This is a genomic window from Bradyrhizobium sp. Pha-3, assembly GCF_042258615.1.
Lineage (GTDB): Bacteria > Pseudomonadota > Alphaproteobacteria > Rhizobiales > Xanthobacteraceae > Bradyrhizobium.
Map to the genome: position 1 here is coordinate 8,426,005 of NZ_CP170152.1, position 25,979 is coordinate 8,451,983.

Sequence of the window (25,979 nt, forward strand, 5' to 3'; positions counted from 1 at the left end):
ACTGCGTCACTCTGACCTTGAATATCTCCAAATAAATCCAGCAGAATCAAAGCAATAACTGGTTACGACGCAATCTTGACTTGATTAGACGCGGTAAGTATGGTCCGCGCGGCTTTTGACGGGGACGGGCGCAATTTCCATCATCCGCGGCATCGGTTAGTGTTTGCAGCATGGCTGAGAACACCAACGACGGCGCAGATGGAAGTCGCGATCAATCGCCTCCTGACGAAGCTGCGCTTTCCGCAAGGCTCGGAAGTCTCGATCATCGGTTGTCAGAAATTCGCGACAGCCGCAGGAGCAAGACTGATCAATCCGGTACTGAAAGCGGGGACAGTGCCGCCAGAGCTTCGGCGATGGCGCTCGGTTTTCGTCTTTCCTCGGAGCTGATCGCGGGCGTTGCCGTCGGAGCGGCGATTGGCTGGGGGTTCGACCGTTTGCTGTCGACGTCGCCATTCGGCTTCATCGTGTTAACGCTGCTCGGCTTCGTCGCCGGCGTGGTCAACGTGGTGAGGTCCGCGGGCGTGGCCTCGGGCAAGCGCTGAGCGCTGGCGGGAAGTCACGACATTTGAAATTCGATTACCGGCACGATGGCCGGTGGACCAAGAGCCGCGCGGATGAAAATCGACCCGATCCACCAGTTCAATATCGAGCCCCTCTTCACGCTCGGCCACATCGGCAATCACACGATCGCCTTCACCAATTCGTCGCTCTTCATGCTCATCGCGGTGCTGCTGATCGCGCTGCTGATGCTGGCGAGCGGCCGGGACCTGGTTCCGGGGCGTCTGCAGTCGGTCGCCGAGATCTCCTACGAATTCGTCGCCAGCACCGTTCGCGGCAACGCCGGTGCGGAGGGCATGAAGTTCTTCCCGCTGATCTTCTCGCTCTTCATGTTCATCTGCGTCTCGAACCTCGTGGGCATCATCCCCTACACCTTCACGATCTCGAGCCATCTGATCGTTACCGCAGCCCTTGCGCTGTTGGTGTTCTTCACCGTTCTGATCTACGGCCTCTACAAGAACGGCCTGAAATTCTTCAGTATCTTCGTCCCCCACGGCGTTCCGATCTACATCCTGCCGCTGGTCATGTTCATCGAGATCCTGTCGTTCTTCCTGCGCCCGGTCTCGCATAGCGTTCGTCTGTTCGCCAACATGCTGGCCGGCCACATCGCGCTGAAGGTGTTCGCGGGCTTCGTCGCGATGCTCGGCTTCTCGCTCGGCGCGCTCGGCTGGTTCGGCGGCGTGCTGCCGCTGGCGCTCACGGTCGCGCTGTACGCGCTCGAACTGCTGGTCGCATTCCTGCAGGCCTACGTGTTCGCGATCCTGACCTGCATCTACCTCAACGACGCCATTCATCCGGGACACTAAGCGGTCCGGGGAATCTCCACCCACCAATCTGTCTATCTTTCTCAAGGAGCTACAAATGGAACCGGCAGCAGCAAAACTTATCGGCGCGGGCATCGCGTGCATCGGCATGGGCGGTGCGGGCGTCGGCGTGGGCATCATCTTCGGCAACTACCTCGCCGCTGCGGTGCGTAACCCGTCGGCCGCTCAGGGCCAGTTCGGCAACCTGATCTTCGGCTTCGCCGTGACCGAAGCGCTCGGCATCTTCTCGCTGCTGATCGCGCTGCTTCTGCTGTTCGTTCCGCTCTGAGCGGCAACCCGGTTCCGCATTAGCGGCAACCCGGTTCCGCTCTCGCGGTAACCCGTCGCGCCGCCCGATGGTCATCTCAAGGGCGGCGCGCATGACAGCAACAGGAGAACACCGTGGCTGAGAGTCATGGCGAGGCAAAAGGCCAGAATGCCGGCGCCCACACCGAGGCCGATGGCGGACATCACGGCGGAACCTTTCCGCCGTTCGATTCCTCCAATTTCGCTTCGCAGCTGGTGTCGCTGGCGATTGCATTTGTCGCGCTCTATCTGATCGTGTCGCGTATCGCACTGCCGCGCGTCGGCGGGACGATCGATGCACGCCAGAACAAGATCGAGGGCGATCTGGCCGAGGCGCAGAAGCTGAAGGACGAGTCCGACGCGGCGCTGAAGGCCTATGAAACCGAGCTGGCGAACGCGCGTTCCAACGCGCAGGCGATCGGCAACGAGACCCGCGAGAAGCTGAACGCGGCCTCGGAAGTCGAGCGCAAGGCGCTGGAAGAGAAGCTGGCGGCCAAGCTCGCCGACGCCGAGAAGCAGATCGCAACGACCCGGACCAACGCCATGAGCAACGTCCGCGGCATCGCGGCGGATGCGGCCGGCGCCATCGTCCAGCAACTCGCCGGCGTCACGCCGGACGCGAATGCGGTCAACAGCGCCGTCGACGCGTCGCTGAAGGGATAGACGATGTTTTACGAACCGGAAACCTGGGTTGCGATCGCCTTCGTCATTCTGCTGGTCGTGTTCGGCTACCTCGGCGTCCATCGCACCCTGCTGACGGCGCTCGATCATCGTGCCGAGCGCATCAAGGCCGAGCTCGAGGACGCCCGCCGTCTGAAGGACGAGGCCAACAAGCTGCTCGGCGAATACAAGGCACGCCGCGCCAGCGCGGAGCGCGAAGCCGCCGACATCATCTCCAACGCCAAGGCCGAAGCCGAACGGATCGCGGCTGAAGCCAAGGCCAAGATGGAAGATTTTGTCACCCGGCGGACCAAGACCGCCGAAGGCAAGATCGCCCAGGCCGAGGCACAGGCCGTGGCCGATGTGCGTGCCGCCGCGGCCAACGCCGCCGTGACCGCCGCCTCGACCATCCTGTCGCAGTCGGTCAAGGGCTCGGTTGCCGACGACCTCGTCGGCAAGGGCATCGCCGAAGTCCGCTCCAAGCTGAACTGACGCGATCACACTTCTTTCCGGAAAAGGCCGGCGCGAGATCATCGCGCCGGCCTTTTTCTTCGTTCCTGCTGCTTCCTTATTCTACCGGCCCCGTCACGGCGGCAGCCGCTACTTCTTCTTGTGCGGCGCGCGGGGCTTGGGCTCCGGCTTCAGCGCCTGCGGATCGAAGCCGATATAGAAGACATAATCGTCGTTCTCCGCGGCCGACGGCGCCGGATAGACGACATCCTCGGCGACCAGGCTGAACGGCACGCTGCCGCTGTCGTCCATCTGCACCGTGGTGGTGTAGGCCTTGGTGGCGATGGTCTTCTCGCCGACGCCGCCCTTCACCACGGCGACGCGCAGCGGCACCTGGATGGTCGGCGGTGCGCCCTGGGGGCCGACGATGACCCGCCCCTGGATACCGATCTTGGCCGTGATCTGGCCGCTGTTCAGATTGCATTCCCGCGCCGTGCGCGTGATCGAGGCCAGGAATTTGACGTCGTTGCCGACCGCTTCCTTGCCGTCCACAGCGACCGAATAGGTCGAAGCCCCGGAGCGGATCTGCACCGGCGGGCAGGTTAGCCCGGCGTCGGCATCGTTGAGCGGCTGCGGCGCCGCTGGCGTCGCCGGCTTCGAATCCGACGAACCGCCGCCGAACAGGCTCTTGAAGCGGTCGCTCAGCGACTGCGCCGAGCCGGCCTCCGGCAGCAGGGTGGCACCGAGACCGATCGATACCGCCGCCGCGAGCGCGAACCTGATCACCCTGTCACCCATCAATACCCTCAAATCTCAAAACCCGGTTCCCCGTTTCGCGGGCGTTATAGCAAGGCAATGGCGGCGAACCCAAGGCATCTAACAGGGCATCCAGGAGGCGCCGGGCGGCGGGCCCGCCATCAGCCAACAGGCTTAAGATTCAACCGCGGAAATCCTCGTGCAGCAGGCCGAACAGCAGGTGGTCCTGCCAGATCCCGTTGATGCAGAGATAGCGCCGCGCCAGGCCCTCGCGGGTGAAGCCGCATTTCTCCAGCACGCGGATCGACGACGCATTGGAGGGAATGCAGGCCGCCTCGATGCGATGCAGGTTGAGCTCGCCGAACAGCGAGGGCAGCAGCACCCGCAGCGCCGTCGTCATGTAGCCGCGATGGGCGTGCGGCAGGCCGACCCAATAGCCGATCGTGCCGGCCTGCACGATGCCGCGGCGGACATTGGCAAGCGTGATACCGCCGATCATCACCCCGTCCGATTCGCGGAAGATGATGAACGGATAGGAGCGGTCGGCGGCGATATCCTCGCTGTAGCGGCGCAACCTGCGGCGGAAGCCCGCGCGGGTCAGGTCGTCGGAGGGCCAGATCGGCTCCCATGGCGTGAGATAGGCGCGGCTGAACTCGCGCAATTGCGCCCATTGCGGGAAATCCGACATTTGCGGCGCACGCAGCAAAAGCCCGTGACCCCGCGGCATCAGTGCGGCCGGTCCACCAGACGGCAAACGAAACAGGGCCATGGCCCAACACTCCCCCGCCGGACTACTTCTCCCTCGCCCGCTCTTGCGGGGTCAAGACGAGCAAAGCTCGCTCTTGGAGGGTCGGGGTGAGGGCCCTTTCCGCAGCCTCAATCTGCGGCTCGACCCCTCACCCGAAGCCTTCGGCCATAGCCGAGGCTCCGCCTCGGCGTATGTCCGTCAACGGCCGCCGGTAGGCGGCCCATGCTCTCCCCGCAAGAGCGGGGCGAGGTCAGCTCAATCCCTAATGCAGCAGCGTCTTTGCCTTCGACTTCGTCAATCCTTCCGCAAAAGACACCGCCGTGTCCAGACCCCTGCCGCTGCCGAGTGCAACAACGGCGGGCCGGCTGCGCGACAGCAGCGCGCGGGCGGCGTTGCGGCTCGATTCGACGCTGACCGCGTCGATCCGCGCCACCAGCTCTTCCACCGTCTGCGGCCGGCCGTAGGCTAGCACATGGCGTGCCAGCTGCTCGGCCCGGGATGAACAGCTTTCCAGCGCCATCAAGAGGCCGGCCTTCATCTGCGCCTTGGCGCGGGCGACCTCGGCCTCGGTCAGGGTTTCCACCGCGTCATTAATGACGTCGACGATGACTTCCATCATTTCCGGCGCGTCGGCGGGATCGGTCCCGGTGTAGAGGCCGAAGAAGCCGGTGTCGGTGTAGGGGGCGTGGAAGGTGTAGATCGAGTAGCACAGCCCGCGCTTTTCGCGCACCTCCTGGAACAGCCGCGACGACATCCCGCCGCCGAGCGTGTTGGTGAAGACCTGCAGCGAGAACAGCGACAGGTCGGTCTGCGGCACGCCTTCGAGCGCCAGCGTCAGATGCGCCTGCTCGAGATCGCGATGCACCACCCGCGAGCCGCCCTTGCCGAACATCGCGGCCTGCGGCTTCGGCGCCGGCGTGGCGTCGAAGCTGGCGAATTTCGCGGCGACGTCCTCGACGACGCGCTTGTGATCGACGGCGCCGGCGGCGGCGACCACCATATCCGGGGCGCGATAATGCGTCGACAGATAGCCGCGCAGCGTGTCGCGGTTGAAGGCCTTCAGCGTCTTGGCGGTGCCGAGCAGCGAGCGGCCCATCGGCTGGTCCGGATAGCAGAGCTCGTTGAGGTGCTCGAACACGACGTCGTCGGGCGTATCCTGCGCCGCGCCGATCTCCTGCACGATGACGCTCTTCTCGCGCTCCAGCTCGTCCGGCACGAACGACGGATTGGCGAGGATGTCGGAGAGCACGTCGAGCGCCAGCGGCACGTCGGCCTTCATCACCCGCGCGTAATAGGCCGTGGTCTCGGTCGAGGTCCCGGCATTGAGGTCGCCGCCGACCGCCTCGATCTCCTCGACGATCTCGCGCGAGGAGCGCCGCGCGGTGCCCTTGAACGCCATGTGTTCCAAGAGATGCGAGATGCCGTGCTCGTTCGGCTTTTCGTCGCGCCCGCCGACCCCGGCCCAGACCCCAAGCGCCGCGGTCTCCAGATGCGGCATGGTGTCGGTAACGACGGTCAGGCCGCTCGGCAGCTTGGTGATTTCAACACTCATCAGGCAACTCCCTGCTTGGCGGCACGGCTGACCGACTGCACGAAGCGCTCGACCTCGGCGGAATCATTCTTCATGACCGTCATGTGTTCGGATTTCGTCATCAGGCTTCCGAGCCAGGCCGGCAGCTGCGGACGCACCCCGCAGGCGGCCTCGACCGCATCGGGGAATTTGGCCGCATGCGCGGTCGACAGCACGATGTTCGGGATCTTCGAGTCCGAGGTGTCGCGATCGGCAACCGCAAGCGCCACCGCGGTGTGCGGATCGACGAGATCGCCGGCCTCACGCCAGGCGGCGCGGATCGCGGCCGCCGTCTCGGTCTCGTCGGCGCGGCCGGCGTCGAAATCACGGCGCACCGCGGCCAGCGTCGCATCCGGCAGCACGAAGCGGCCGGACTGCTTCAGCGAGGCCATCAGGCGGCGCACTTGATCGGCGTCGCGGCCGCTCGCCTCGAACAGCAGCCGCTCGAAATTCGAGGACACCTGGATGTCCATCGACGGCGACGCCGTCGCATGCACTTCGCGCACCTCGTAATTGCCAGTCTTCAGCGTGCGCGGCAGGATGTCGTTGACGTTGGCGGCGATCCGCAACCAGCGGATCGGCAGCCCCATGCGCTTGGCGACATAGCCCGCGAAGATGTCGCCGAAATTGCCGGTCGGCACCGTGAAATCCACCGTCCGCTGCGGCGCGCCGAGCGCCACCGCCGAGGTGAAATAATACACCACCTGCGCCACGATGCGCGCCCAATTGATCGAGTTGACGCCCGACAGCGCCACCTGGTCGCGGAAGCGATGGTTGTTGAACATCTCCTTCACCAGCGCCTGGCAATCGTCGAAGGTGCCTTCGATCGCCAGCGCATGGACATTGGCAGCGCCGGTCGTCGTCATCATGCGGCGCTGCACCTCGGAGATGCGCCCGTTCGGGAACAGCACCACGAGGTCGGCATTGTCGAGATTGGCAAAGGCATCGACCGCGGCGCCGCCGGTATCGCCCGAGGTCGCGACCACGATGGTGGTGCGTTGCGCGCGCTTGGCCAGCACATGATCCATCAGCCGCGAGATCAGCTGCATCGCGACGTCCTTGAACGCCAGCGTCGGCCCATGGAACAGCTCGAGCAGGAACTGGTTCGGCCCGACCTGGTCGAGCGGCACGACGGCGGGATGGCGGAAGGTGGCATAGGCCTCGTTCGCCATGCGGCCGAGCTCGGCGTCGGAAATCTCGCCGGCGACGAACGGCCGGATGATCTCGACCGCGACCTCCCAATAGGGACGACCGAAGAAGGCCGCGATGGTCTCGGGCGACAATTGCGGCCAGGTCTCGGGCACGTAAAGCCCGCCGTCACGGGCAAGCCCGGTCAGCATCACATCGCAGAAGCCAAGCACCGGGGCCTCACCCCGGGTCGAAATATACCGCGTCAAACCGCCCTCCAAAGGCTTCGATTAGAGCCTTAAGCCTTTGATATCATGGATTTATCGAGTTCGCCGCATGCGACCCGATGTGGTTCACCATAGAAGATCGGACCGGCAATGGGTAGCCCGAAGCACGCGCGCCGGGGGAGCGAGGAGCGGTGAATTTCGTCGTGACGGAATGGATTGCGTGCGGCTCTCTCCGTTCGTCATCCTGGCGAAAGCCAGGATCCATAACCACTGCATTTGGTGATGAACGGGATGGCAGCCCCAGCGTCGCGCAACAATTGAGATTCGGGGTAATGGGTCCTGGCTTTCGCCAGGACGACGAGGATGGTTCTCGGCTCAAGATGCGGAATTGCGCATCGTGGAGTGGCGTCGGACAGAATTGGGAAATACGCGCCCTAACCGCTCGGCGGCGCCAGCGGCTGCACGATCTCCTGGAACGGCGGCAGCGCTTCGCAGCGCGCGGCGTGGGCCTTGAGCGCTGGATAGTGCCCATCGAAAAGATGCGGATGCGCCTCGCCGGTGAAGCGGAGCGCGCAGGCCACTGCGATATCGGCGTGACCAATGCGATCGCCCAGCCAATACGGCGACGGCACCGCCGCGCGCTCCCTCTCCAGCACCGCGAGCACGCCGGAAATCTGCGCCTCGCAACGCTCGACCCACAGCTTCAACTGCTCCTTGCGCAGCACGCGCTCGTAGACAAGGCTCACCGACTTGTCGGCGAGCCCGGTCGCCAGCGCCGTGATGCGCAGATGCCTGCGCCGCTCGGGCCCCGAGCGCGCAATCATCGCCCGCTCCGGCCCGACCAGTTCGTCGAGATAATCCAGGATTGCACTGCTCTCGATCAGCGCCTCGCCATCATCGAGCACCAGCGTCGGCACCCGCCGCACCGGATTGTAGGCCGCAACCTTCTCCGCATCGCTGAAGGTCGACCACGGCTTGTGCTCGAACGGCAGTCCATAGAGCCGCAACGCAATCGCGGTGCGGCGGACGAAGGGCGAGTCGTACTGGCCGATCAGGAACATGCTTGCATACTCGTCATTGCCGGGCTTGACCCGGCAATCCATCGCTCCAAGAACTTTCTTCGAAGCAAGATGGATGCCCGGGTCAAGCCCGGGCATAACGACGGAACAAGCGGGTTGCGCTTTGCATCATCCTAGATGGCTTGCGCTGCGTTGCAACCGGATCATGATCCGGTCTCGCTACCCGATCACCGGCACATGCCGCGCCGCATCGCGCGGCAATCTGCCGTCGAGCCTGGGATCGTCGGCCACCTCGATCTGCCGCTTGAACGCACGGAAGCCGGAGCGCTGGTAGAACGCGATCGCGGAGGGATGGTCGAAGGTGCAGGTGTGCACCCAGACACGGCTGACGTCGCCCGACCAGGCGATCTCGAGCGCGCGGTTCATCAGGAAGCGCGCGGCGCCGGTGCCGATGAATTTTGCGGTGACGCCGAAATAGAGCAGCTGGCACTCACCCGGCTCGCTGAAATCGAGTTCGAGCAGGCCTTCATCCTGGCCGTCGACGACCAGCCCGTAGAGCTCGACGCCGGGCGCGTGAATCCGCCCGGCGAGATCGGCGGCATCGAGCCCGGTGCGGGTGAACCACAGCCATTCCTCGCCGACGCGGCGGTAGAGATCGCGGTACCAATCGAGCGCCGGCGGCTCGACCCTGCGCAGGCGCCACGCGCCCGGCGGATCGTTGCGCGACGGCGGGCGCTCGGTCATTTCCAGATGTGTGACGACGGCGGCGACCGTGCCGCGGGGAATGTCGGAAGTGCCGTCGGGCAGCAGCATCGCGCAACCTTTTTTCTGCATTGTCGGCGCGACATATCCGCATGTCGCGGCAGATGCAATGCAACGCCGCGTAACAATGTTACCGATTTGTCAGTGGGCGTTTTGGCGAATCAGCGGCTCCATGTGCAGAGGGCACCGGAGCAACCACCGTGTCGCGCCATCATGCGCTGCCGCCGATCATTTATACGCCGCCGCCACCGAAGCCGAAGTCCGCGCGGCGCCGGCGAGGCGTTGGTTATGCGTATGGTGCGAATGCAACTGGTGAGGCTGCCGACATCGAGGATGGTGCATCGCTGCGCAGCGCTCCGATGCTTCCGCAACATGCGCGACCGGTCGAGACCGTCGAGCCGCGCGCGCCGTCACCGAACGGCAAGCTCAGCGACGACACGCTGCGCGCGATGTTGGAGCTGCAGGAGAAGCAGACGGGGTTACCAGCCACACCCGCTGTCGCTCACTCGAGCGGATAGACCAGCTTGAACCCGTTTTGAGGAGGGCTCCCCATGCCCTCCCGCATTCCGTTAATTGCCAACCCACACATTGCCGTAAGAGTCGAAATCGTCCTTCGGCTTGTAGCCAGAATCGCGCAGGTTCCGCGTATGCATCGCATGGTCGCTGACATCGCCGCTGAGACTGGCGTTGGCGTTGAGCACGGCAGGGCTCAGCGCTGTACCCATCACGAGGTGGCTATGGTGGGTCCGGTGTCCCGCCGTTCGTGCATCAGCAAGTGCCGCCGTGGAGAGAGAAGCAAGTGCGATCGAAACAAGAATGATTTTCGTCATGGCCAGCTCCTGTGAATTAACCAGTCGAGCTTTCAATCGCTTCCAGAAAATTCGTTCTCGCGCCGCATGTGAAAATCGCCACAGCGCGGCGTCGATCACGATCGATCAGACTAACAGGTGGAAGCCACCTCTTCTTGGACCCTCGCGCACAACGCAACGGGAAGTCCGTGCGCAAATCGCAAACGCTCGCTGCAAGAGATCCAGCCGCGTCGCCAGGTCGATGGCACAAAGTGAATAAAGTGAATTGTGGCGGACGGCCGCAGCGCTCGTTGGCATTCGCGCATGTGCGTCCCGCGTCGCGCTTCCGCCTTCAGGAGAAGCTGGAAAAGTCAGCGCGGCGCTTGCCACACACTCGCTGTCGTCCCTGCGAAAGCAGGGACGACAGCGGAGTTTGTGGCGCAGCCAGTGAGACCTGACCGCCTCTCACCGCGGCGTCAGCGCGATCGCCTCCGCGGTCGCGGCTTCCACCGCCGGGCGGCTGTAGAGCAGCGGCACATACTGGCCCGTCGCCCACAGCGGCGCTAGGTCGCGGTAGTGGCCGCTGAACGGATCGCCGGACTGGCCTGGTGTGTTGATGGTGCGGCTCGCATCCCAATTGCCGACATCGAGCACCATGCGGAACGAGGCGCCGGAGATCAGATGATAGTCGGAGCGGCGATAGGTGGCGGCGCGCGGTACGTTGGCGGCACCGCCGAAGGCGAGCGGACCGACCGACATCTGCGCGGCAGTTGCCTTGTCGGCGAGCGGCATCAGCGCGTGATCGAACCTGGCGACATGCAGGCGGCCCCAGCGCCACATGGACGCATCGGGCCCGAGCTTGTCGGCGACATCGGCAACGGCCGCGCCGAGGCTGTCGCGCAGCACGCGGTCGCGTCCGCCGGCGGGATCGCTGCCGAGCGCCGCATCAGGCTTTTCGAGATAATCGACGATCGCGGAGATGCTGGAGGCTTCTGGCGCGATCAGCTCGGCCGCCTTCGGCGCCGTGGTCTTGAGCAGCACCGGGCCGAGATGGTTCGCGATCCAGACCTCGTAGACCGCGGCCGCAGCACTATCGGCTGCGTCGCGCGCGTCCCACGCCTTCAACAGATCGAGGCCCTTCCTCACATTGGCATCGTCGGATGACAGCGGCTTCAGCAATGCGACGAGGCGCCGCGCGAGCATGCCGGTGTCATCGTTCTGCAAAGCCATCGCATCCGCCAGCGTCACCTTGCTGTTGGCCTGCAGCACCTCGACGATGCGCTGCCAGCGCGCGCTGTCGGCCCATTCGAAGCCGACCCTGCGCTCGTTGACCGGATAATCCGCCGGCAGGTTCATCTGGTTGGCGGTGGCGATGAAGCCCTGCTTCGGCTGGTACTGCTTCGGCAGCTCGTCGAGCGACAGAAAACCCTGCCACTCGTAGCGGCCATCGCCCGGCACCGGCATCAGCCCATCGAAGCTGGTGCGGCGCGGCGTCTTGCCGGCAGCAACCCAGCCGATATTGCCTGACGTGTCGGCATAGACCTGGTTCTCCGACGGCGCGCCCCAGCGCCGCATCGCGCCGAGGAAGCCGTTCCACGACTTCGCGGTCATGTAGTCGGACGAGCCGAAATAGGCCGAGGTGCCCGGCTCGAACCAGATCGAGCGCACGGCAAACGCATGCTTCTTGTCGGCGTCGACATAGATCACCGGGCCATGGCGGGTGAACTTCAGCTCGAGGTCGCGGTCGGCTTCACCCTTCACCGCCTCCTTCTCGTGCACGATGCGCATGTCCTCCCAGCCGGTGCCGTAGCGGTATTGGTTCGGATTATCAGGGTTGAGCTCGTAGATGTAGAGGTCTTCCTGGTCGACGTTGAAGATGGTGAGGCCGAACGCGATGGTATCGTTGTGGCCGATCGAGATGCCCGGCAGCGCCGGCTCGCCGGCGCCGATCACCGAGATGCCGGGTGCGTTGAGGCCGACGATGTAGCGCAGCGACGGCACCGAGTGCTCGCGATGCGGATCGTTGGCGAGGATCGGCCGTCCCGTCGCGGTGCGCGACGCGGCGATCACCCAATTGTTGGAGCCGATGGTGTCGCGCTGCTGATCGGCCTCGGCCAGGAATTTGTCGGGATCATGCGCCAGCGCCGCCTTCTGGTCCTTCGGCGCGGCGAACTTCACCGGGCGCGTGGCCAGGTCATAGGCCGCGAGCACGCCCTTCGGCACGCTGCACGGGTCGAGCCCATCGGGGATCTTGGTGGTCCAGGTGGGCTCGAGCTTGACGCGGAAGCGATCGGCATCGAGGCCCGCGGCGCAGGCGACCAGCGCGCGCTTCACCTCGGAGGCGACGTTGCGGGTCAGGCCATGGCTGCGGACGCGCACGACATCCTCCGCCGACCACAGGTCCGGCATCGTGCCCGCGATCCTGAACTCGATCGGCAGCGGCCGCTTGCCCGCCTTGACGTCGGCGACATAGGCGTTGACGCCGGCGACGAAGGCCTCGGCATAGGTTTTCGCCTTCGGGCCATAGGCGGCCCATTCCGCGTTGATGTCGCCGCGATAGAGGAAGAGCCGCAGCGCCTTGTCCTGCTCGGCATAGGCGGGGCCAAAGTCTTTCGCCAAGAGACCGAGGCCGCGCTTGCGCCAGAGATCGATCTGCGAGAGCCGGTCGCGCGCGGCGTTGAAGCCCTGCAGGAAGAACAGGTCGTGCTCGTTGCCGGCATAGATGTGCGGAATGCCCCAGACGTCGACCAGTATCTGGCCCGGAGCCTTCAGCCCGGCGACGTCGGTCTTGACCTCGCGCGCCGCGACAAGCGCGCTCGCCTTCTCGCGCGCGACGGCAGGCGCGGCGAGCCACGCGGTGCAGAGCGCGGCGGTGAGTAGTTTCGCGACGCGGTTGAGATCCGTGTTCATGTTGTTCTCCGATGGTTGTTATTTTTGGTACGAGACTTGATCCGGGTTTTTCAGCCGGCGCACTACTCCCCCTCGTCGCTCGCCAGCACGCCCTTTACCGCGCGGGCCCAGCCGGCGAGCTTGCGGTCACGCGTTGCCTCGCTCATCGCCGGCCTGAAGCGGTGCTCGAGCCGCCAATTGTCGGCGAACTTCGCCGGCTCCGGGTAGACGCCGGCCTCGAGGCCGGCGAGATAGGCCGCCCCTAACGCCGTGGTCTCCTGGATCATCGGGCGATCGACCGGCGCGTTGAGCAGATCGGCAAGCCGTTGCATGGTCCAGTCCGACGCCGTCATGCCGCCGTCGACGCGCAGCACGGTGTTGGCGGCATTGGCCTCCGGCCAGTCGGTGCGCATCGCGGCCCACAGGTCGAAGGTCTGGTAGCAGACGCTCTCCAGCGTCGCATGTGCGAGCTCGGCCGGGCCGGTGTTGCGGGTCAGCCCGAACAGTGCGCCGCGCACCCGCGGATTCCAGTAGGGTGCGCCCATGCCGACGAAGGCCGGCACCAGGTAGACGCTCTGCATCGAGTCGGATTTGTCGGCAAGCGGCCCGGTCTCGGCGGCGTGCTTGATGATGCCGAGCCCGTCGCGCAGCCATTGCACCGCGCTGCCGGCGACGAAGATCGAGCCCTCCAGCGCGTAGGTGCGCTGGCCATTGAGCTGGTAGGCGATCGTGGTGAGCAGCTTGTTCTTCGACGCCACCGGCGTGGTGCCGGTGTTGAGCAGCGCGAAGCAGCCGGTGCCGTAGGTCGACTTCATCATGCCGGGCTCGAAGCAGGCCTGGCCGATGGTCGCGGCCTGCTGGTCGCCGGCGATGCCGGAGATCGCGATCGGGCCGCCGAACAGGTCAGCCGTGCTCTCGCCGAACCGGGCGGAGGAATCCTTCACCTCGGGCAGCATCGAGCGCGGCACGCGCAAGAGGTTGACGAGGTCGTCGTCCCACGCACCGGTGTGGATGTTGAACAGCAGCGTGCGCGAGGCGTTGGTGGCGTCGGTCGCGTGTACCCGTCCGCCGGTGAGCCGCCACAGCAAATAGCAGTCGACCGTGCCGAACAACAGCTCGCCGCGCTCGGCGCGCTCACGCGCGCCCGGCACGTGATCGAGGATCCAGGCGACTTTCGTCCCCGAGAAATAAGGGTCGATGATCAGGCCGGTCTTGGCCGAGATCGCGGGCTCATGGCCTTCGCTCTTCAGTTTGGCGCAGATGTCGGCGGTGCGGCGGTCCTGCCAAACGATGGCGCGGTGCACGGCCTGGCCGGTGGCGCGGTCCCACACCACGGTGGTCTCGCGCTGGTTGGTGATGCCGATCGCGGCGATGTCTTTCGCCTTGAGGCCTGCCTTCTCCAGCGCCTCGCGGCACACCATCACGGTCGAGGTCCAGATGTCCTCCGGCTCGTGCTCGACCCAGCCGGAGGCCGGGAAATGCTGCGGAAACTCCTGCTGCGCGACCGCGGCGATGGAGATGTCGCTGCGAAACACCATGGCGCGCGACGATGTGGTGCCCTGATCGATGGCCAGCACGAAAGACATGAGCGTTTCCCTTAAGGCGTCGTAACAGGCGCCAAGGGAGCGGATTACCGCGGCGAGGTCAAGATTGCTGGTGCGTGTGGCGGGATGGTCGAAGCAAAAGCCCGCGACGGAATCAGCCCCGTCATCCTGAGGAGCGCGAAGCGCGTCTCGAAGGATGCACGGCCTCTAGCCGGGCCGTCGCCCCTTCGAGACGGCCGCTACGCGGCCTCCTCAGGGTGACGGTGACAGACTGGATGCCGGGAGAGAAGCGGCCAGACCGATCACATCGGCCGGTAGGTCCGCACGTCGGAGGGGACGTTGACGCCGATCTTGATCGCGCCGACCGAGCGGATGATGTCGTCGCCGAGCAGCTGGGCGAAGCAGGCATAGCCCCAGTCGTTCATGTGCAGGCCGTCGGCGGTGACGAAATCGTCGATCGGGATCGCCTGTTTCTCGTGCCAGTCGCGCATCACCTCGAAGCGCGGGAAGATGCCGACATGGCGGAGCGCGGCGATGCGGCCGAGCAGCTTCACCATGCCGCGCGCGCTTTCCGGGCGCTCGGTGACGCGCGGCGAATATTGCGGATCGACCAGCACGACGTCGGCGCCGTCGGCTTGGATCCGCGCCACGCCGTCCTCGACCTGCCTGGCGGTCTCGGTGGGATCGAGGTTGCGCAGCACCGCGTTGGTGCCGACCTGCCAGATCACCATGTCGGGATGCACGTCGAGCACTTCGGTCTGCAGCCGCTTCATCATCTCGGGCGCGTCCTCGCCGCCCTTGCCGCGATTGAGCACGCTGATGTCGGCGGAGGGATACTGCCGACGCAGCTGCGCGGCGAGGCGGTTGGGATAGGTGAATTCCGGCGCCGACGAGCCATAGCCCTGGGTCGAGGACGAGCCGAACGCGATGATGACGACCGGCTTGCCGGCGGCGAGCTTGGCTGCGACATGCGGCAGCGAGCCGGTGCTGTTCGGCACGCCGGTGGGCTGATGGCAGGGCACGCGGTGGAAGATGTCGCTGGCGGATTTCGCCACCTGCTTCACCTTGTCGAGCGCCTTGGCGGCAACGCTCGGCTGCTGCCGCCCGGCCGCATCGCCGGTAGTCGCGGCGGGCTTCGCTGCATCAGGCTTTGTAGCTTCAGCTTTGGCGCCGGGCGACAGCGCCGCATGCTGGTCGGCCTGGCCGGTCTGCGCGCGCAACGGCACGACCGAGAGCGGCGAGAGCAGCACGAGCGCCGCAACGGCGCACAGACTCCGCCCTGCGACAGAGCAAAAAGGGAAGGCAAAACGCATCAACTCTGCTTCCTCTAATTCTGCTGCACCGGACCCAGATGGGCCGCATCGATCACGAATTTCGCCAGTGCGCGGCCGAGACAGGCATGAACCTTCTTGGCCAGATCGACACCATGCGAGGTGCTGAACAGGTCAAAATATCCGGCGTCGCTCCACTGCTTCATAATTGCGAACCGGTCGAACAGCGGAACGTCGTGCTGCTGCGCAACCACCTTGATATTGTCGAGATATGGCGGCGCAGAGATCATCGTTTCCGTACGCGGGCTGTATTGCAGATTGACCAGCACCACGTCGGTCCCGGCGCCCCGCAACGCAACAACGCCATCGTTGATGGCGGTGCGGAAATCGTCAGGATCGACTGCTCGCATAGCATCGACCGTCCCGGTCTGCCAGATAACCAAAGTAGGCTTTTTTGCTTCGACAAGCTTAACGAGGGTTCCCGCGGTCTCCTCGGCGGTGCTCTTTGCCTGTAATTCTACGGATAGATCGATGGTTGCGGTCGGAAACGCCTCCTTCAGCGCCGCCTGCAGCGTGGCCGGATAGGCACTCGCCTCGTTGCCGGGGATGGTCGAGGAGCGGCTGCCCACCACCAGCACGCTGAGCGGCTGGTTGGCCTTCACCGCGTCGGTGACCTTCGGCAGCGAACTCTCGCTCGAAAGCAGATAGGCCGGCACGTCGCAGGGCGGCGCCGGTGCAGGCTGCTCGGGGGCGTCGCCGGCGCGCGCGGGCGCTGCCGCCAAACAGGCGGCCAGCAGCATCAGGCCCAGCATCGTCCGCGCGGACTTCATGCTCCCCCTCCCGCCAGATCGGCGTTGCCGGCGGCACCTTTTTTCGAGGCGCCTTTGTCGGCGGAGTGCTTGTACCACGAAATAATCCACGCCATGCCGCACATGATGAGGATGCCGCAGACGCTGATCAAGGCGTGCAGCGCAGCACCGCCCGACACTTCGGCAAGCACGAAGTGACCGGCAAAGGCGAGGAAGACCCCGAGACAGAATATCTCAAGCGAATGCTGGCCACACAGGATCAAAGGTCGCAGCCAGGGCGATTTCAGCCCTGGCCAGTCCCTCGGCAGGAAGCGTACGGTGAGGGCTGCGAGCGCCAGGAAATGCGCAAACCGCAACACGTCCAGGTCAGTCTTGTTGATCGGATACATCCACTGCTCGATCACCTTCGGCATGATGTGGCCGAGCTGCGGCACGTACCAGGTCAAGGTCACAAAGAACGCCGCGACCAGATAGACGATGCAGATCCACATCGTGATGTTCGAGGACAGGATGCGCGACATCCGCCGCGCGCCGCCGAGCGCGCACCAGGCGCCGAACACGAACAGCAATTGCCAGGCGAACGGATTGAACGCCCAGAAGCCGTTCGGATAGGCCGAGAGATAAAGATCGAACTGCCAGGTCAGCGCATAGAGCAGGACCGACAGGCCGAGCGTGACATCGGGCTTCCACTTCATCAGCCACAGGATCAGCGGCAGGAACAGCATCAGGACGATATAGAGCGGCAGCACGTCCATGTTCACGGGGCGGAAGCGCAGCAGCAGCGCCTGCACGATGGTGACGTCGGGCTGCTTCAGGAAGTCCATGATCCCCATTTCTTCGCTGTAGAGCGGGTTCTCGAACGAGGTCGCGACATAGGAGATCTCGGCGAGGAAGATCGTGAACAGAAAGACATGCGCGACATAGATCTGCCAGACCCGGCGCAGGATGCGCGCGGTCGCGATCACGAAGCCGCCCTCCAGCATCGCGCGGCCATAGACGAAGGCGGCGGTATAGCCGGAGATGAAGATGAAGATCTCGGTGGCGTCGGAGAAGCCGTAGTTGCGGATCGTCAGCCAGGTCAGAAGATTGGTCGGCAGGTGGTCGATGAAGATCAGCCACAGCGCGAGCCCGCGGAACAGATCGAGCCTGAGCTCGCGCTCGCCGGTCGCCGGCAGCGTGATCGCGGGCGCCGCAACCTTCGCCTTGACCTCGGCATCGGCTTTGGCGTCAGCCACCGGCGAACCGGCTATGGGATCGGCAATCGAGCTCATCAAACACCGTGTCAGCTGCGGGCGCCCGCAGGCCGTGCTGAAAAGATAATATCGGTCCGCAACTTGCCGACAAAGCACAGAGTGCGGCGACATGCGGCCGCGCTTTAGAGCGGAACTATGTTGAAACCGCGATGAACAGGCGGCCCCCGGGACCGGCTTTTCACGGCCTGCCCAGCGATTGGTTCCGGCTGACCAATTGGCTATGATAGGCGCCTGTTTGCGCGTGATCCGGCCGAGAACGGATTCTGCGCCGAGATCATCGGATTGAGCCGTATGTACCGCGCCGTTACCCGCCAGATCGAAGTCACCGTCGAGCCGAATTTCATGCCGGAGCGCTCGTCGATCGACCGGCGCGAATATTTCTGGTCGTACAAGATCGTGATCGTCAATTCGGGCCCGGAAACGGTGCAGCTGCGGACGCGGCACTGGATCATCACCGACGCCACCGGCCGCCGGCAGGAGGTGCGTGGCGAGGGCGTGGTCGGCGAGCAGCCGGTGCTCGCGCCCGGCGAGCGCTTCGAATACACCTCAGGCGTGCCGCTGCCGACCGCTTCCGGCTTCATGACCGGCAGCTACCAGATGGTCACCGAAGCCGGCGAGCGCTTCGACATCGACGTGCCGACATTCTCGCTGGATAGCCCGAGCCCGGACGGGAAAAGGGTGTTGAATTGACGCGCGTCCATGCGCGTCATCGCCGGACTTGACCCGGCGATCCATCGCTTCAGCAAACGCTTTTGCTATGATGGATGGCCGGGTCGAGCCCGGCCATGACAGACTTATGACTCCACGCCGGCTTCCTGCGGCGTGAACTCGTAGACCGACGAGCAGAACTCGCAGGTCACGACCACCTTGCCGTCCTTGACCATCTCGGCGCGATCGTTCGGCGCAAAGCTCTTCAGCATCGACGACACCGCATCACGCGAGCAGGAGCACTGCGCGCGCAGCGGTTGCGGGTTGAAGACGCGCACGCCGCGTTCGTGGAACAGGCGGTACAACAGCCGCTCGCCGGAGAGATCGGGATCGATCAGTTCGACGGCCTCGACGGTCGAGATCAGCGACTGCCCCTCGACCCAGGCATCGTCATCCGGCACGCTGTGCGTCGCCGTGCCCTCCGGTGCATCGCCGGGATGCAGATCGGCCTGCTTGGCGCGTTCGGGTGCCTTGGGCAGGAATTGCAGCAGGATGCCGCCGGCACGCCAGTGCAGCTTGCCGCCTTCGCCGCCGCGCATCTCCTCACCGACCGCAAGGCGCACCCGCGTCGGAATCTGCTCCGAGCGCAGGAAATATTCGTGGGCGGCCTCTTCCAGCCCGCCGCCGTCGAGCGCGACCAGTCCCTGGTAGCGGCTGGTGTTCGAGCCCTGATCGATGGTCATCGCAAGGTGGCCCTTGCCGAGCAGTTCACCCGAGCTCTGCCCGTCCTTGAGGCGCGCCACATCGTAGCGCGCATAGGCACGCAGCCGGTCGGGTGCCTGGAAATCGACGATCAGGAGCGAGACCGGACCTTCGGTCCGGGTCTGCAGGATGAAGCGGCCCTCGAACTTGACCGACGAGCCGAGCAGCGTCGTCAGCACGATCGCCTCCCCGAGCAGCTTGCCGACCGCGGGCGGATAATCGTGCTTGTGCAGGATCTCGTCGAGCGCGGGGCCCAGCCGGGTCAGCCGGCCACGCAGGTCCAGCGCGCCGACCTCGAAGGCCAGCACGGCATCGTCGACAGGAACCGCCGAGGGCGCGCGAATGGGCGTCTCGGCCTGGATTTTGATGTCGGGGGATTGTGAAACCATGGCGCTCTATCTGGGGTCTCGGACCATGAAATAAAGGGGTTCACTCAGCGAGAGATCGTCGTCCCGGCGAAAGCAGGGACCCAAAACCACAAGAGTTTGTCGTGACACAAGGCGTCTCCCCTTGTGCCTTTTCCACGGGCCGCGGCGTATGGGTCCCTGCTTTCGCAGGGACGACAGCATTGAACGCGTTACGCGACCGTGTCGAAACACCAGGCCAAAATGCCCTTCTGCGCATGCAGGCGGTTTTCCGCCTCGTCGAACACCACGGATTGCGGGCCGTCGATCACCTCGTCGGTGACCTCCTCGCCGCGATGCGCGGGCAGGCAGTGCATGAACAGCGCGTCCGGCTTGGCGAGCGACATCAGCTTGGCATTGACCTGATAGGGCTTCAGCACGTTGTGGCGGTGCTCGCCCTCCTTGTCGCCCATCGACACCCAGGTGTCGGTGACGACGCAGTCGGCGCCGCGCACCGCGGCTTCCGGATCGGTGCCGAGCATGATCGGCGCGCCGGTGGCCTTGATCCAGTCCCGCATCGGCTTCTTCGGCGAGAGCTCGGGCGGCGTGGCAATGTTGAGATTGAATTTGAACCGCTCGGCGGCGTGCGCCCACGAGGCCAGCACGTTGTTGTCGTCGCCGGTCCAGGCCACCGTCTTGCCCTCGATCGAGCCGCGGTTTTCCTCATAGGTCATGAGGTCGGCCATCACCTGGCAGGGATGCGAACGCCGGGTCAGGCCGTTGATGACCGGCACGGTGGCGTGAGCGGCGAGCTCGAGCAGCGCGTCGTGGTTGAGGATGCGGATCATGATCGCATCGACATAGCGCGACAGCACGCGCGCGGTGTCGGCGATGGTCTCGCCGCGGCCGAGCTGCATCTCGGCGCCGGTTAGCATGATGGATTCACCGCCGAGCTGGCGCATGCCGACGTCGAACGACACCCGTGTGCGGGTCGACGGGCGCTCGAAGATCATCGCCAGCGTCTTGCCTTCGAGCGGCTTCCTGCCCTTCTCATGCGCCTTCAGCTTCGCCTTCATGGCAGCTCCGGCAGAGAGCATGTTGCGCAACTCGCCGAGCGGCAGCTCGTTGATATCGAGGAAGTGACGGACCGGCTTGCTCATTATCCGGCCGCCTTCTTCGGCTGTGGCGCCGATAGCACAGAGCAGGCGCGCTCGAGCGCGACGATCGACTGGTCGATCTCGGCTTCGGTGACGATCAGGGGCGCCAGGAACCGCACCACATTGTCGCCGGCGCCGACGGTGAGCAGCTTCTCGTTGCGCAGCGCGGCGATCAGATCGCCCGACGGCACCACCGCCTTGACGCCGATCAACAGGCCCTCGCCGCGCACCTCCGACAGCACGCCGGGATAGCGGTCGACGACGGACGCGAGCTTCTGCTTGAGCAGCAGCGACATCTTCTGCACGTGCTCGAAGAAGCCGGGCTTGAGCATGACGTCGAGTACGGCATTGGCGGCGGCGACCGCGAGCGGATTCCCGCCGAAGGTCGAGCCGTGCGAGCCCGGCGCCATGCCGGCCGCAGCCTGCGCGGTCGCCAGCACCGCGCCGATCGGGAATCCGCCGCCGAGCGCCTTGGCCAGCGACATCACGTCGGGCGTGACGCCGGTGCGCTTGTAGGCGAACAACTCGCCGGTGCGGCCCATGCCGGTCTGCACCTCGTCGAAGGCGAGCAACAGGCCATGCTCGTCGCACAGCGCGCGCAGCGCCCTGAAGAAGGCCTGCGGCGCCGAGCGCACGCCGCCCTCCCCCTGCACCGGCTCGATCAGGATGCCGGCGGTGTGCGGGCCGATCGCCTTCTTCACCGCCTCGATGTCGCCGTGCGGCACCTGGTCGAAGCCGTCCATCGGCGGGCCGAAGCCTTCGAGGTATTTCGCCGAGCCGGTCGCAGCCAGCGTGCCCAGCGTGCGGCCATGGAAGGCGCCTTCGAAGGTGATGATGCGATAACGCTCGGGATGGCCCTTGGAGAAGTGGTGGTGGCGGACCAGCTTGATCACGCCCTCCATCGCTTCCGCGCCGGAATTGCAGAAGAACACGAAGTCGGCAAAGCTCTGCTCGCACAGCCGCGCGGCCAGCACCTCGCCGTCCGGGCTCTTGAACAGGTTCGACATGTGCCAGAGCTTGGTCGCCTGTTCCTGCAGCGCCTTGACCAGATGCGGATGCGCATGCCCGAGCGCGTTCACCGCGACACCCGAGGTGAAATCGAGATAGCGGTCGCCGTTGGTTGCGATCAGCCAGGCGCCCTCGCCGCGCTCGAAGCCGAGATCGACCCGAGCGAAGACGGGGAGCAGATGCGACGAGGCGTTGGTCATGGCGTTCACTGCCGGTTTGAAGCCGTCAATTGCTGCGCGCCTTGACGCCAACGCAGCAACCGCCAGCTTCGGAAAACAAAACGGCCGCCTTTGCGGGCGGCACGTGGCGGGCATTCTATGCTGCGGTCAGTAAGTGTCAATCGTCACGAACTGGCCTTCCTGCAATGCGAAACCAGCGCAATCCGGAGCATTCCGGTGCGGTGGAAAAGCCTCATAGCAATGCTTAACTGTGTGGGAACATGTGGACGCACGGCCGCGGACTCTTGCGCCAGAGTCACGCCATATTGTAGCGTTTGGCCTGTCGGGTACGACATCTCGTGCGGCAGTACTGGACCCTCTAAGTAGCCTTCGTGTCTCGCGTAAACGTTCGGGCGCAACACCGTGCCCGGCGAGGGCTAAGGGATTCTGGCCGCAGGGATATTTGTCCAGATTGGCTCGCAGCGCCGCTCCGATGACTGGCCGGCGCCATGCGAAAGGAAGAATGCGATGACTGTATTGACCTGGTCCGACGATCGCGTCGAGCAGCTGAAGAAGCTCTGGGAATCCGGCCTCTCGGCCAGCCAGATCGCGGCGGAACTTGGCAATGTGACGCGAAACGCCGTGATCGGCAAAGTACATCGACTTGGCCTCTCCGGCCGCGCCAAGGCCCCCTCCACGGCTGCACCGCGGCAGCGCAAGGCCCGCCCCGCCCAGCACATGATGCGGGTGGCGCGCCCGGTCTCGCGCGGCAACACCGCACTCGCTCATGCCTTCGAGGTCGAGATGGAGCCCGATCCGATCTCCTTCGACAACGTTGTGCCGATGAGCCAGCGGCTGTCGCTGCTCGAGCTCAACGAGGCCACCTGCCACTGGCCGGTCGGCGATCCCTCGAGCCCGGAATTCTTCTTCTGCGGCGGCAAGGCGCTCGCCGGCCTGCCCTATTGCGCACATCACTCGCGCGTCGCCTACCAGCCCGCCGCCGATCGCCGGAGGCCGTCGGCGAAGCCACAGATCAAGTAAGCACTCGGGAAACTGCCTGGACTGCAAAAACAAATCCCCGCCAAAGCGGGGATTTTTTTGTCCGTAGCTACAGCACGGCCTTACGGCTGCGGCTCGGCCTTCGCGAAGCGGTCGTCGAGCGCGTAGCCGGCGCCGCGCACGGTGCGGATCGGATCCTGCTCGCGGCCCGGATTGAGCAGCTTGCGCAGGCGGCCGATATGCACGTCGACGGTGCGCTCATCGATATAGATGTCGCGGCCCCAGACGCTGTCGAGCAGCTGTTCGCGGCTGAACACGCGGCCGGGATGCTCGAGGAAGAATTCGAGCAGCCGATACTCGGTCGGACCGAGATCGATCGGACGGCCCGAGCGCGCCACGCGGCGCTTCTCGCGGTCGAGCTCGATGTCGCCATAGGTCAGCACGGTCGCAAGCCGCTCCGGGCTCGCGCGGCGCAGCAGGCCCTTCACCCGCGCCAGCAGTTCCGGCACCGAGAACGGCTTGACGATGTAGTCGTCGGCGCCGGTGGCAAGCCCGCGCACGCGCTCGCTCTCCTCGCCGCGCGCGGTCAGCATGATGATCGGAAGCTGCTTGGTCTCGGGCCGCGCCCGCAGCCGGCGGCACAGTTCGATGCCGGACAGGCCCGGCAGCATCCAGTCCAGTACCACGAGGTCGGGAACGCGCTCCTTCAGGCGGGTGTCGGCATCGTCGCCGCGCCCCACTGTTTCGACATCGTAGCCTTCCGCATCGAGGTTGTAGCGCAACAGTGTCGTCAGCGCTTCCTCGTCTTCGACTACCAGAATGCGTGCGCTCATCGGTTTAAGTTCTCTCTCTGTGGTGATCCGTTGCCCAGACGCAAACCGAAACGCTTACTTTCCTGAGCATAATCCCCGCGGAAACGACTTGTCGTGAAGACAATCCGGCTCCGCGCCTGCGGATCATGTCCTAGGTACCCGGCACCGTGGTGGCAAAGTTGGTCATGTCGCCCTTCGGGCGCTTGTCGGTGATCTGCTGGCCCTCGATCATGTAGAACACGGTCTCGGCGATATTGGTGGCGTGATCGCCGATCCGCTCGATGTTCTTGGCGCAGAACATCAGGTGGATACAGAACGAGATGTTGCGCGGATCCTCCATCATGTAGGTCAGCAGCTCGCGGAACAGCGAGGTGCAGATCGCATCGACCTCCTCGTCGCCCCTCCAGACGTTCATCGCCGCCGGCAGATCGTGCGCGGCATAGGCGTCGAGCACCGACTTGACCTGCGACAGCACGAGGTCGGTCATGTGCTCGAGGCCGCGGATCAGCTTCAGCGGCTGGAAATCGCTTTCCAGTGCCGCGACGCGCTTGCCCATGTTCTTGGCGAGGTCGCCGATCCGCTCGAGGTCGGTGGCAACGCGCATCGCGCTGACGATTTCGCGCAGGTCGATCGCCATAGGCTGGCGGCGGGCGATCGTCAGCACCGCGCGCTCTTCGATGACGCGCTGCAGATTGTCGATCTCGATGTCGGCGGCGACCACGCGCTTGCCGAGCGCGACGTCGCGACGGATCAGCGCGTCGACCGACTCGGTGATCATCCGCTCGACGAGCCCGCCCATCTCGGCGACCAGGCGGGTCAACTCCTGCAGGTCGCTGTCGAATGCCTTGGCGGTATGTTCAGAAGCCATCATCTCTCTCCTCAGCCCGGTCAACCGAACCGGCCGGTGATGTAGTCCTGGGTACGTCGATCGCTCGGCGAGGTGAAGATCTTGTTGGTGTCGTCGAACTCGATCAGCTCACCGAGATACATGAAGGCGGTCTTGTCGGAGACGCGGGCCGCCTGCTGCATGTTGTGGGTGACGATCGCGATCGTGTAGTCCTCGGAGAGTTCCTGGATCAGCTCCTCCACCTTGGCGGTCGAGATCGGATCGAGCGCCGAGCACGGTTCGTCGAACAGGATCACCTCGGGACGCACCGCCACGGTGCGCGCGATGCACAGGCGCTGCTGCTGGCCGCCGGAAAGCGACAGGCCGGAGGCGTTCAGCTTGTCCTTGACCTCGTTCCACAGCGCGCCGCCGCGCAGCGCCTTCTCGACCCGGTCGTCCATCTCGGACTTCGAGATCTTCTCGTAGAGGCGGATGCCGAAGGCGATGTTCTCGTAGATCGTCATCGGGAACGGCGTCGGCTTCTGGAACACCATGCCGACCCGTGCGCGGAGCAGATTGAGGTCGAGCTTGGGATCGAGAATGTTGGTCTGGTCCAGCATCAGCTGGCCGACCGCGCGCTGGCCCGGATAGAGATCATACATCCGGTTGAAGATGCGCAGCAGGGTCGACTTGCCGCAGCCGGACGGGCCGATGAACGCCGTGACGCGGTTGGTGCCGAGCGTCAGGTTGATGTTCTTCAGCGCGTGGTGCTCGCCGTAATAGAAGTTGAGGTTGCGCACCGTGACTTTCGGAGGCGCTTCCGGCAGCGGAACCTGGGGAACCTGGCTCGCGGCAGTCGTGGAGACGGAAAGCTCGGTCATTTTGCGGCCCTTTCGGCACCAAGGATACGCGCGCCGATATTCAGCGCGAGCACGGTGAAGGTGATGAGCAGCGCACCGCTCCACGCCAGCTCTTTCCAGTAAGCGTAGGGGCTCTGCACGAAGTTGTTGATGGTCACCGGCAGGTTGGCCATCGTCTTGGTCAAATCCCAGCTGAAGAACTGGTTCGACAGCGCGGTGAACAGCAGCGGCGCGGTCTCGCCGGCGACGCGGGCGGTCGCCAGCAGCACGCCGGTGATCAAGCCGCTACGCGCAGCACGATAAGCGATCCGCTTGATCACCAGCGAACGCGGCAGGCCGAGCGCGGAGGCCGCCTCGCGCAGCGGATTGGGCACCAGCAGCAGCATGTCCTCGGTGGTGCGCAGCACGACCGGGATCACGATCACGGCGAGCGCAAGGCTGCCTGCGATCGCCGAGAAGCCGCGCATCGGCACCACCACCGCGCCATAGATGAACAGGCCGATGATGATCGAAGGCGCGCTGAGCAGGATGTCGTTGATGAAGCGGATCACCGAGGTGAGCTTGTCGTGCTTGCCGTACTCCGCAAGGTAGGTGCCGGCGAACAGGCCGAGCGGCGCGCCGATGCCGACGCCGATCACCGTCATGATGACCGAGCCGACGATGGCGTTGAGCAGGCCGCCATCGGTCGAGCCCGGCGGCGGCGTGTTCTGGGTGAACAGCTGCACGCTGAGGCCGGCAAGGCCGTTGTAGAGCAGCGTGAACAGGATCAGCGCCAGCCAGGTGACGCCGAACAACGCCGCGCCGACACAGAGTGCGCGAATGACGATGTCGCTGCGGCGGCGGGATTTGTAGATCGGGTTCATG

Annotated in this window: 27 protein-coding genes; 8 read left to right on the forward strand and 19 right to left on the reverse strand. The window is 65.0% G+C overall.

Going from position 1 to position 25,979, the window contains the following annotated elements; genetic code table 11:
• Window positions 1-170 precede the first annotated feature (170 nt).
• The 5 genes from ACE10Z_RS39405 (at window position 171) to ACE10Z_RS39425 (ending at window position 2,819) form a co-directional block, all read left to right on the forward strand.
• A complete protein-coding gene (locus tag ACE10Z_RS39405) occupies window positions 171-542 on the forward strand; it encodes an AtpZ/AtpI family protein (protein WP_050403125.1) in 372 nt (123 codons plus the stop codon).
• Window positions 543-614: 72 nt separating this feature from the next.
• A complete protein-coding gene (locus ACE10Z_RS39410; RefSeq protein ID WP_375785493.1) occupies window positions 615-1,364 on the forward strand; it encodes a F0F1 ATP synthase subunit A in 750 nt (249 codons plus the stop codon).
• A gap of 55 nt (window positions 1,365-1,419) precedes the next feature.
• Window positions 1,420-1,650, forward strand: coding sequence for a F0F1 ATP synthase subunit C (locus ACE10Z_RS39415; RefSeq protein ID WP_016847054.1), 231 nt, complete (start codon window positions 1,420-1,422; stop codon window positions 1,648-1,650).
• A gap of 113 nt (window positions 1,651-1,763) precedes the next feature.
• Window positions 1,764-2,330: a F0F1 ATP synthase subunit B gene (locus ACE10Z_RS39420; protein WP_375785494.1), complete on the forward strand. Its 567-nt coding sequence runs from the start codon at window positions 1,764-1,766 to the stop codon at window positions 2,328-2,330.
• Between the two features lie 3 nt (window positions 2,331-2,333).
• A complete protein-coding gene (locus ACE10Z_RS39425; protein WP_375785495.1) occupies window positions 2,334-2,819 on the forward strand; it encodes an ATP F0F1 synthase subunit B in 486 nt (161 codons plus the stop codon).
• 108 nt (window positions 2,820-2,927) lie between these two features.
• Here ACE10Z_RS39425 and ACE10Z_RS39430 read toward each other — a convergent pair whose 3' ends face one another.
• The 6 genes from ACE10Z_RS39430 to ACE10Z_RS39455 all read right to left on the reverse strand — a co-directional run bounded on the left by ACE10Z_RS39430 (window position 2,928) and on the right by ACE10Z_RS39455 (window position 9,038).
• A complete protein-coding gene (locus tag ACE10Z_RS39430; RefSeq protein ID WP_298368613.1) occupies window positions 2,928-3,575 on the reverse strand; it encodes a hypothetical protein in 648 nt (215 codons plus the stop codon).
• Between the two features lie 139 nt (window positions 3,576-3,714).
• Window positions 3,715-4,302, reverse strand: a complete 588-nt coding sequence (locus ACE10Z_RS39435) for a GNAT family N-acetyltransferase (RefSeq protein WP_021076543.1) — start codon at window positions 4,300-4,302, stop codon at window positions 3,715-3,717.
• 241 nt (window positions 4,303-4,543) lie between these two features.
• A complete protein-coding gene (locus ACE10Z_RS39440; RefSeq protein WP_375785496.1) occupies window positions 4,544-5,833 on the reverse strand; it encodes a M16 family metallopeptidase in 1,290 nt (429 codons plus the stop codon).
• Window positions 5,833-7,248, reverse strand: a complete 1,416-nt coding sequence (gene thrC / locus ACE10Z_RS39445) for a threonine synthase (protein WP_375785497.1) — start codon at window positions 7,246-7,248, stop codon at window positions 5,833-5,835. Before thrC ends, ACE10Z_RS39440 begins: the two co-directional genes overlap by 1 nt.
• A gap of 392 nt (window positions 7,249-7,640) precedes the next feature.
• A complete protein-coding gene (locus ACE10Z_RS39450; RefSeq protein WP_375790034.1) occupies window positions 7,641-8,267 on the reverse strand; it encodes a glutathione S-transferase family protein in 627 nt (208 codons plus the stop codon).
• 177 nt (window positions 8,268-8,444) lie between these two features.
• Window positions 8,445-9,038, reverse strand: coding sequence for a GNAT family N-acetyltransferase (locus tag ACE10Z_RS39455; RefSeq protein ID WP_375790035.1), 594 nt, complete (start codon window positions 9,036-9,038; stop codon window positions 8,445-8,447).
• A 149-nt stretch (window positions 9,039-9,187) separates the two neighbouring features.
• On the opposite strand from ACE10Z_RS39455, the gene ACE10Z_RS39460 reads away from it, so the two are divergent.
• Window positions 9,188-9,505 carry a hypothetical protein gene (locus ACE10Z_RS39460; protein WP_375785498.1) on the forward strand — a complete coding sequence of 106 codons (318 nt, stop codon included), beginning with the start codon at window positions 9,188-9,190 and terminating at the stop codon, window positions 9,503-9,505.
• A gap of 51 nt (window positions 9,506-9,556) precedes the next feature.
• Here ACE10Z_RS39460 and ACE10Z_RS39465 read toward each other — a convergent pair whose 3' ends face one another.
• The 6 genes from ACE10Z_RS39465 to ACE10Z_RS39490 all read right to left on the reverse strand — a co-directional run bounded on the left by ACE10Z_RS39465 (window position 9,557) and on the right by ACE10Z_RS39490 (window position 17,559).
• Entirely contained in the window at window positions 9,557-9,916 is a 360-nt protein-coding gene (locus tag ACE10Z_RS39465; RefSeq protein ID WP_375785499.1) for a hypothetical protein, read from the reverse strand.
• Window positions 9,917-10,240: 324 nt separating this feature from the next.
• Window positions 10,241-12,685: a penicillin acylase family protein gene (locus tag ACE10Z_RS39470; RefSeq protein ID WP_375785500.1), complete on the reverse strand. Its 2,445-nt coding sequence runs from the start codon at window positions 12,683-12,685 to the stop codon at window positions 10,241-10,243.
• 62 nt (window positions 12,686-12,747) lie between these two features.
• Window positions 12,748-14,250 (reverse strand): glycerol kinase GlpK, encoded by a 1,503-nt coding sequence (gene glpK / locus ACE10Z_RS39475; RefSeq protein WP_375785501.1) that lies wholly within the window; start codon window positions 14,248-14,250, stop codon window positions 12,748-12,750.
• A 260-nt stretch (window positions 14,251-14,510) separates the two neighbouring features.
• Entirely contained in the window at window positions 14,511-15,521 is a 1,011-nt protein-coding gene (locus ACE10Z_RS39480; RefSeq protein ID WP_375785502.1) for an SGNH/GDSL hydrolase family protein, read from the reverse strand.
• A 14-nt stretch (window positions 15,522-15,535) separates the two neighbouring features.
• Window positions 15,536-16,309, reverse strand: a complete 774-nt coding sequence (locus ACE10Z_RS39485) for an SGNH/GDSL hydrolase family protein (protein ID WP_375785503.1) — start codon at window positions 16,307-16,309, stop codon at window positions 15,536-15,538.
• On the reverse strand, window positions 16,306-17,559 hold the full coding sequence (locus ACE10Z_RS39490; RefSeq protein ID WP_375785504.1) for an OpgC domain-containing protein: 1,254 nt from the start codon (window positions 17,557-17,559) through the stop codon (window positions 16,306-16,308). The genes ACE10Z_RS39485 and ACE10Z_RS39490 overlap by 4 nt, the downstream gene beginning before the upstream one ends.
• Window positions 17,560-17,832: 273 nt before the next feature.
• Here ACE10Z_RS39490 and apaG point away from each other — a divergent pair, with 273 nt between their 5' ends.
• Window positions 17,833-18,231, forward strand: coding sequence for a Co2+/Mg2+ efflux protein ApaG (gene apaG / locus ACE10Z_RS39495; RefSeq protein ID WP_092123063.1), 399 nt, complete (start codon window positions 17,833-17,835; stop codon window positions 18,229-18,231).
• Window positions 18,232-18,335: 104 nt separating this feature from the next.
• Here the strand turns inward: apaG and ACE10Z_RS39500 are convergent, their stop codons facing one another.
• From ACE10Z_RS39500 to ACE10Z_RS39510, 3 genes are all read right to left on the reverse strand, one after another.
• Window positions 18,336-19,340: an Hsp33 family molecular chaperone gene (locus tag ACE10Z_RS39500; protein ID WP_375785505.1), complete on the reverse strand. Its 1,005-nt coding sequence runs from the start codon at window positions 19,338-19,340 to the stop codon at window positions 18,336-18,338.
• Between the two features lie 188 nt (window positions 19,341-19,528).
• Window positions 19,529-20,455 (reverse strand): ornithine carbamoyltransferase, encoded by a 927-nt coding sequence (gene argF, locus ACE10Z_RS39505; protein ID WP_298368584.1) that lies wholly within the window; start codon window positions 20,453-20,455, stop codon window positions 19,529-19,531.
• On the reverse strand, window positions 20,455-21,660 hold the full coding sequence (locus tag ACE10Z_RS39510; RefSeq protein ID WP_375785506.1) for an aspartate aminotransferase family protein: 1,206 nt from the start codon (window positions 21,658-21,660) through the stop codon (window positions 20,455-20,457). The genes argF and ACE10Z_RS39510 overlap by 1 nt, the downstream gene beginning before the upstream one ends.
• A gap of 486 nt (window positions 21,661-22,146) precedes the next feature.
• Here ACE10Z_RS39510 and ACE10Z_RS39515 point away from each other — a divergent pair, with 486 nt between their 5' ends.
• A complete protein-coding gene (locus tag ACE10Z_RS39515; RefSeq protein WP_021076557.1) occupies window positions 22,147-22,659 on the forward strand; it encodes a GcrA family cell cycle regulator in 513 nt (170 codons plus the stop codon).
• An 80-nt stretch (window positions 22,660-22,739) separates the two neighbouring features.
• Here the strand turns inward: ACE10Z_RS39515 and phoB are convergent, their stop codons facing one another.
• The 4 genes from phoB to pstA all read right to left on the reverse strand — a co-directional run bounded on the left by phoB (window position 22,740) and on the right by pstA (window position 25,978).
• Window positions 22,740-23,450 carry a phosphate regulon transcriptional regulator PhoB gene (gene phoB, locus ACE10Z_RS39520; RefSeq protein WP_016844067.1) on the reverse strand — a complete coding sequence of 237 codons (711 nt, stop codon included), beginning with the start codon at window positions 23,448-23,450 and terminating at the stop codon, window positions 22,740-22,742.
• A 130-nt stretch (window positions 23,451-23,580) separates the two neighbouring features.
• A complete protein-coding gene (gene phoU / locus ACE10Z_RS39525; RefSeq protein ID WP_375785507.1) occupies window positions 23,581-24,297 on the reverse strand; it encodes a phosphate signaling complex protein PhoU in 717 nt (238 codons plus the stop codon).
• Window positions 24,298-24,317: 20 nt separating this feature from the next.
• Entirely contained in the window at window positions 24,318-25,136 is an 819-nt protein-coding gene (gene pstB / locus ACE10Z_RS39530) for a phosphate ABC transporter ATP-binding protein PstB (protein WP_375785508.1), read from the reverse strand.
• Complete coding sequence (pstA, locus tag ACE10Z_RS39535) at window positions 25,133-25,978, reverse strand: phosphate ABC transporter permease PstA (RefSeq protein WP_375785509.1); 846 nt, start codon at window positions 25,976-25,978, stop codon at window positions 25,133-25,135. Before pstA ends, pstB begins: the two co-directional genes overlap by 4 nt.
• Between the last annotated feature and the right edge of the window lies 1 nt (window position 25,979).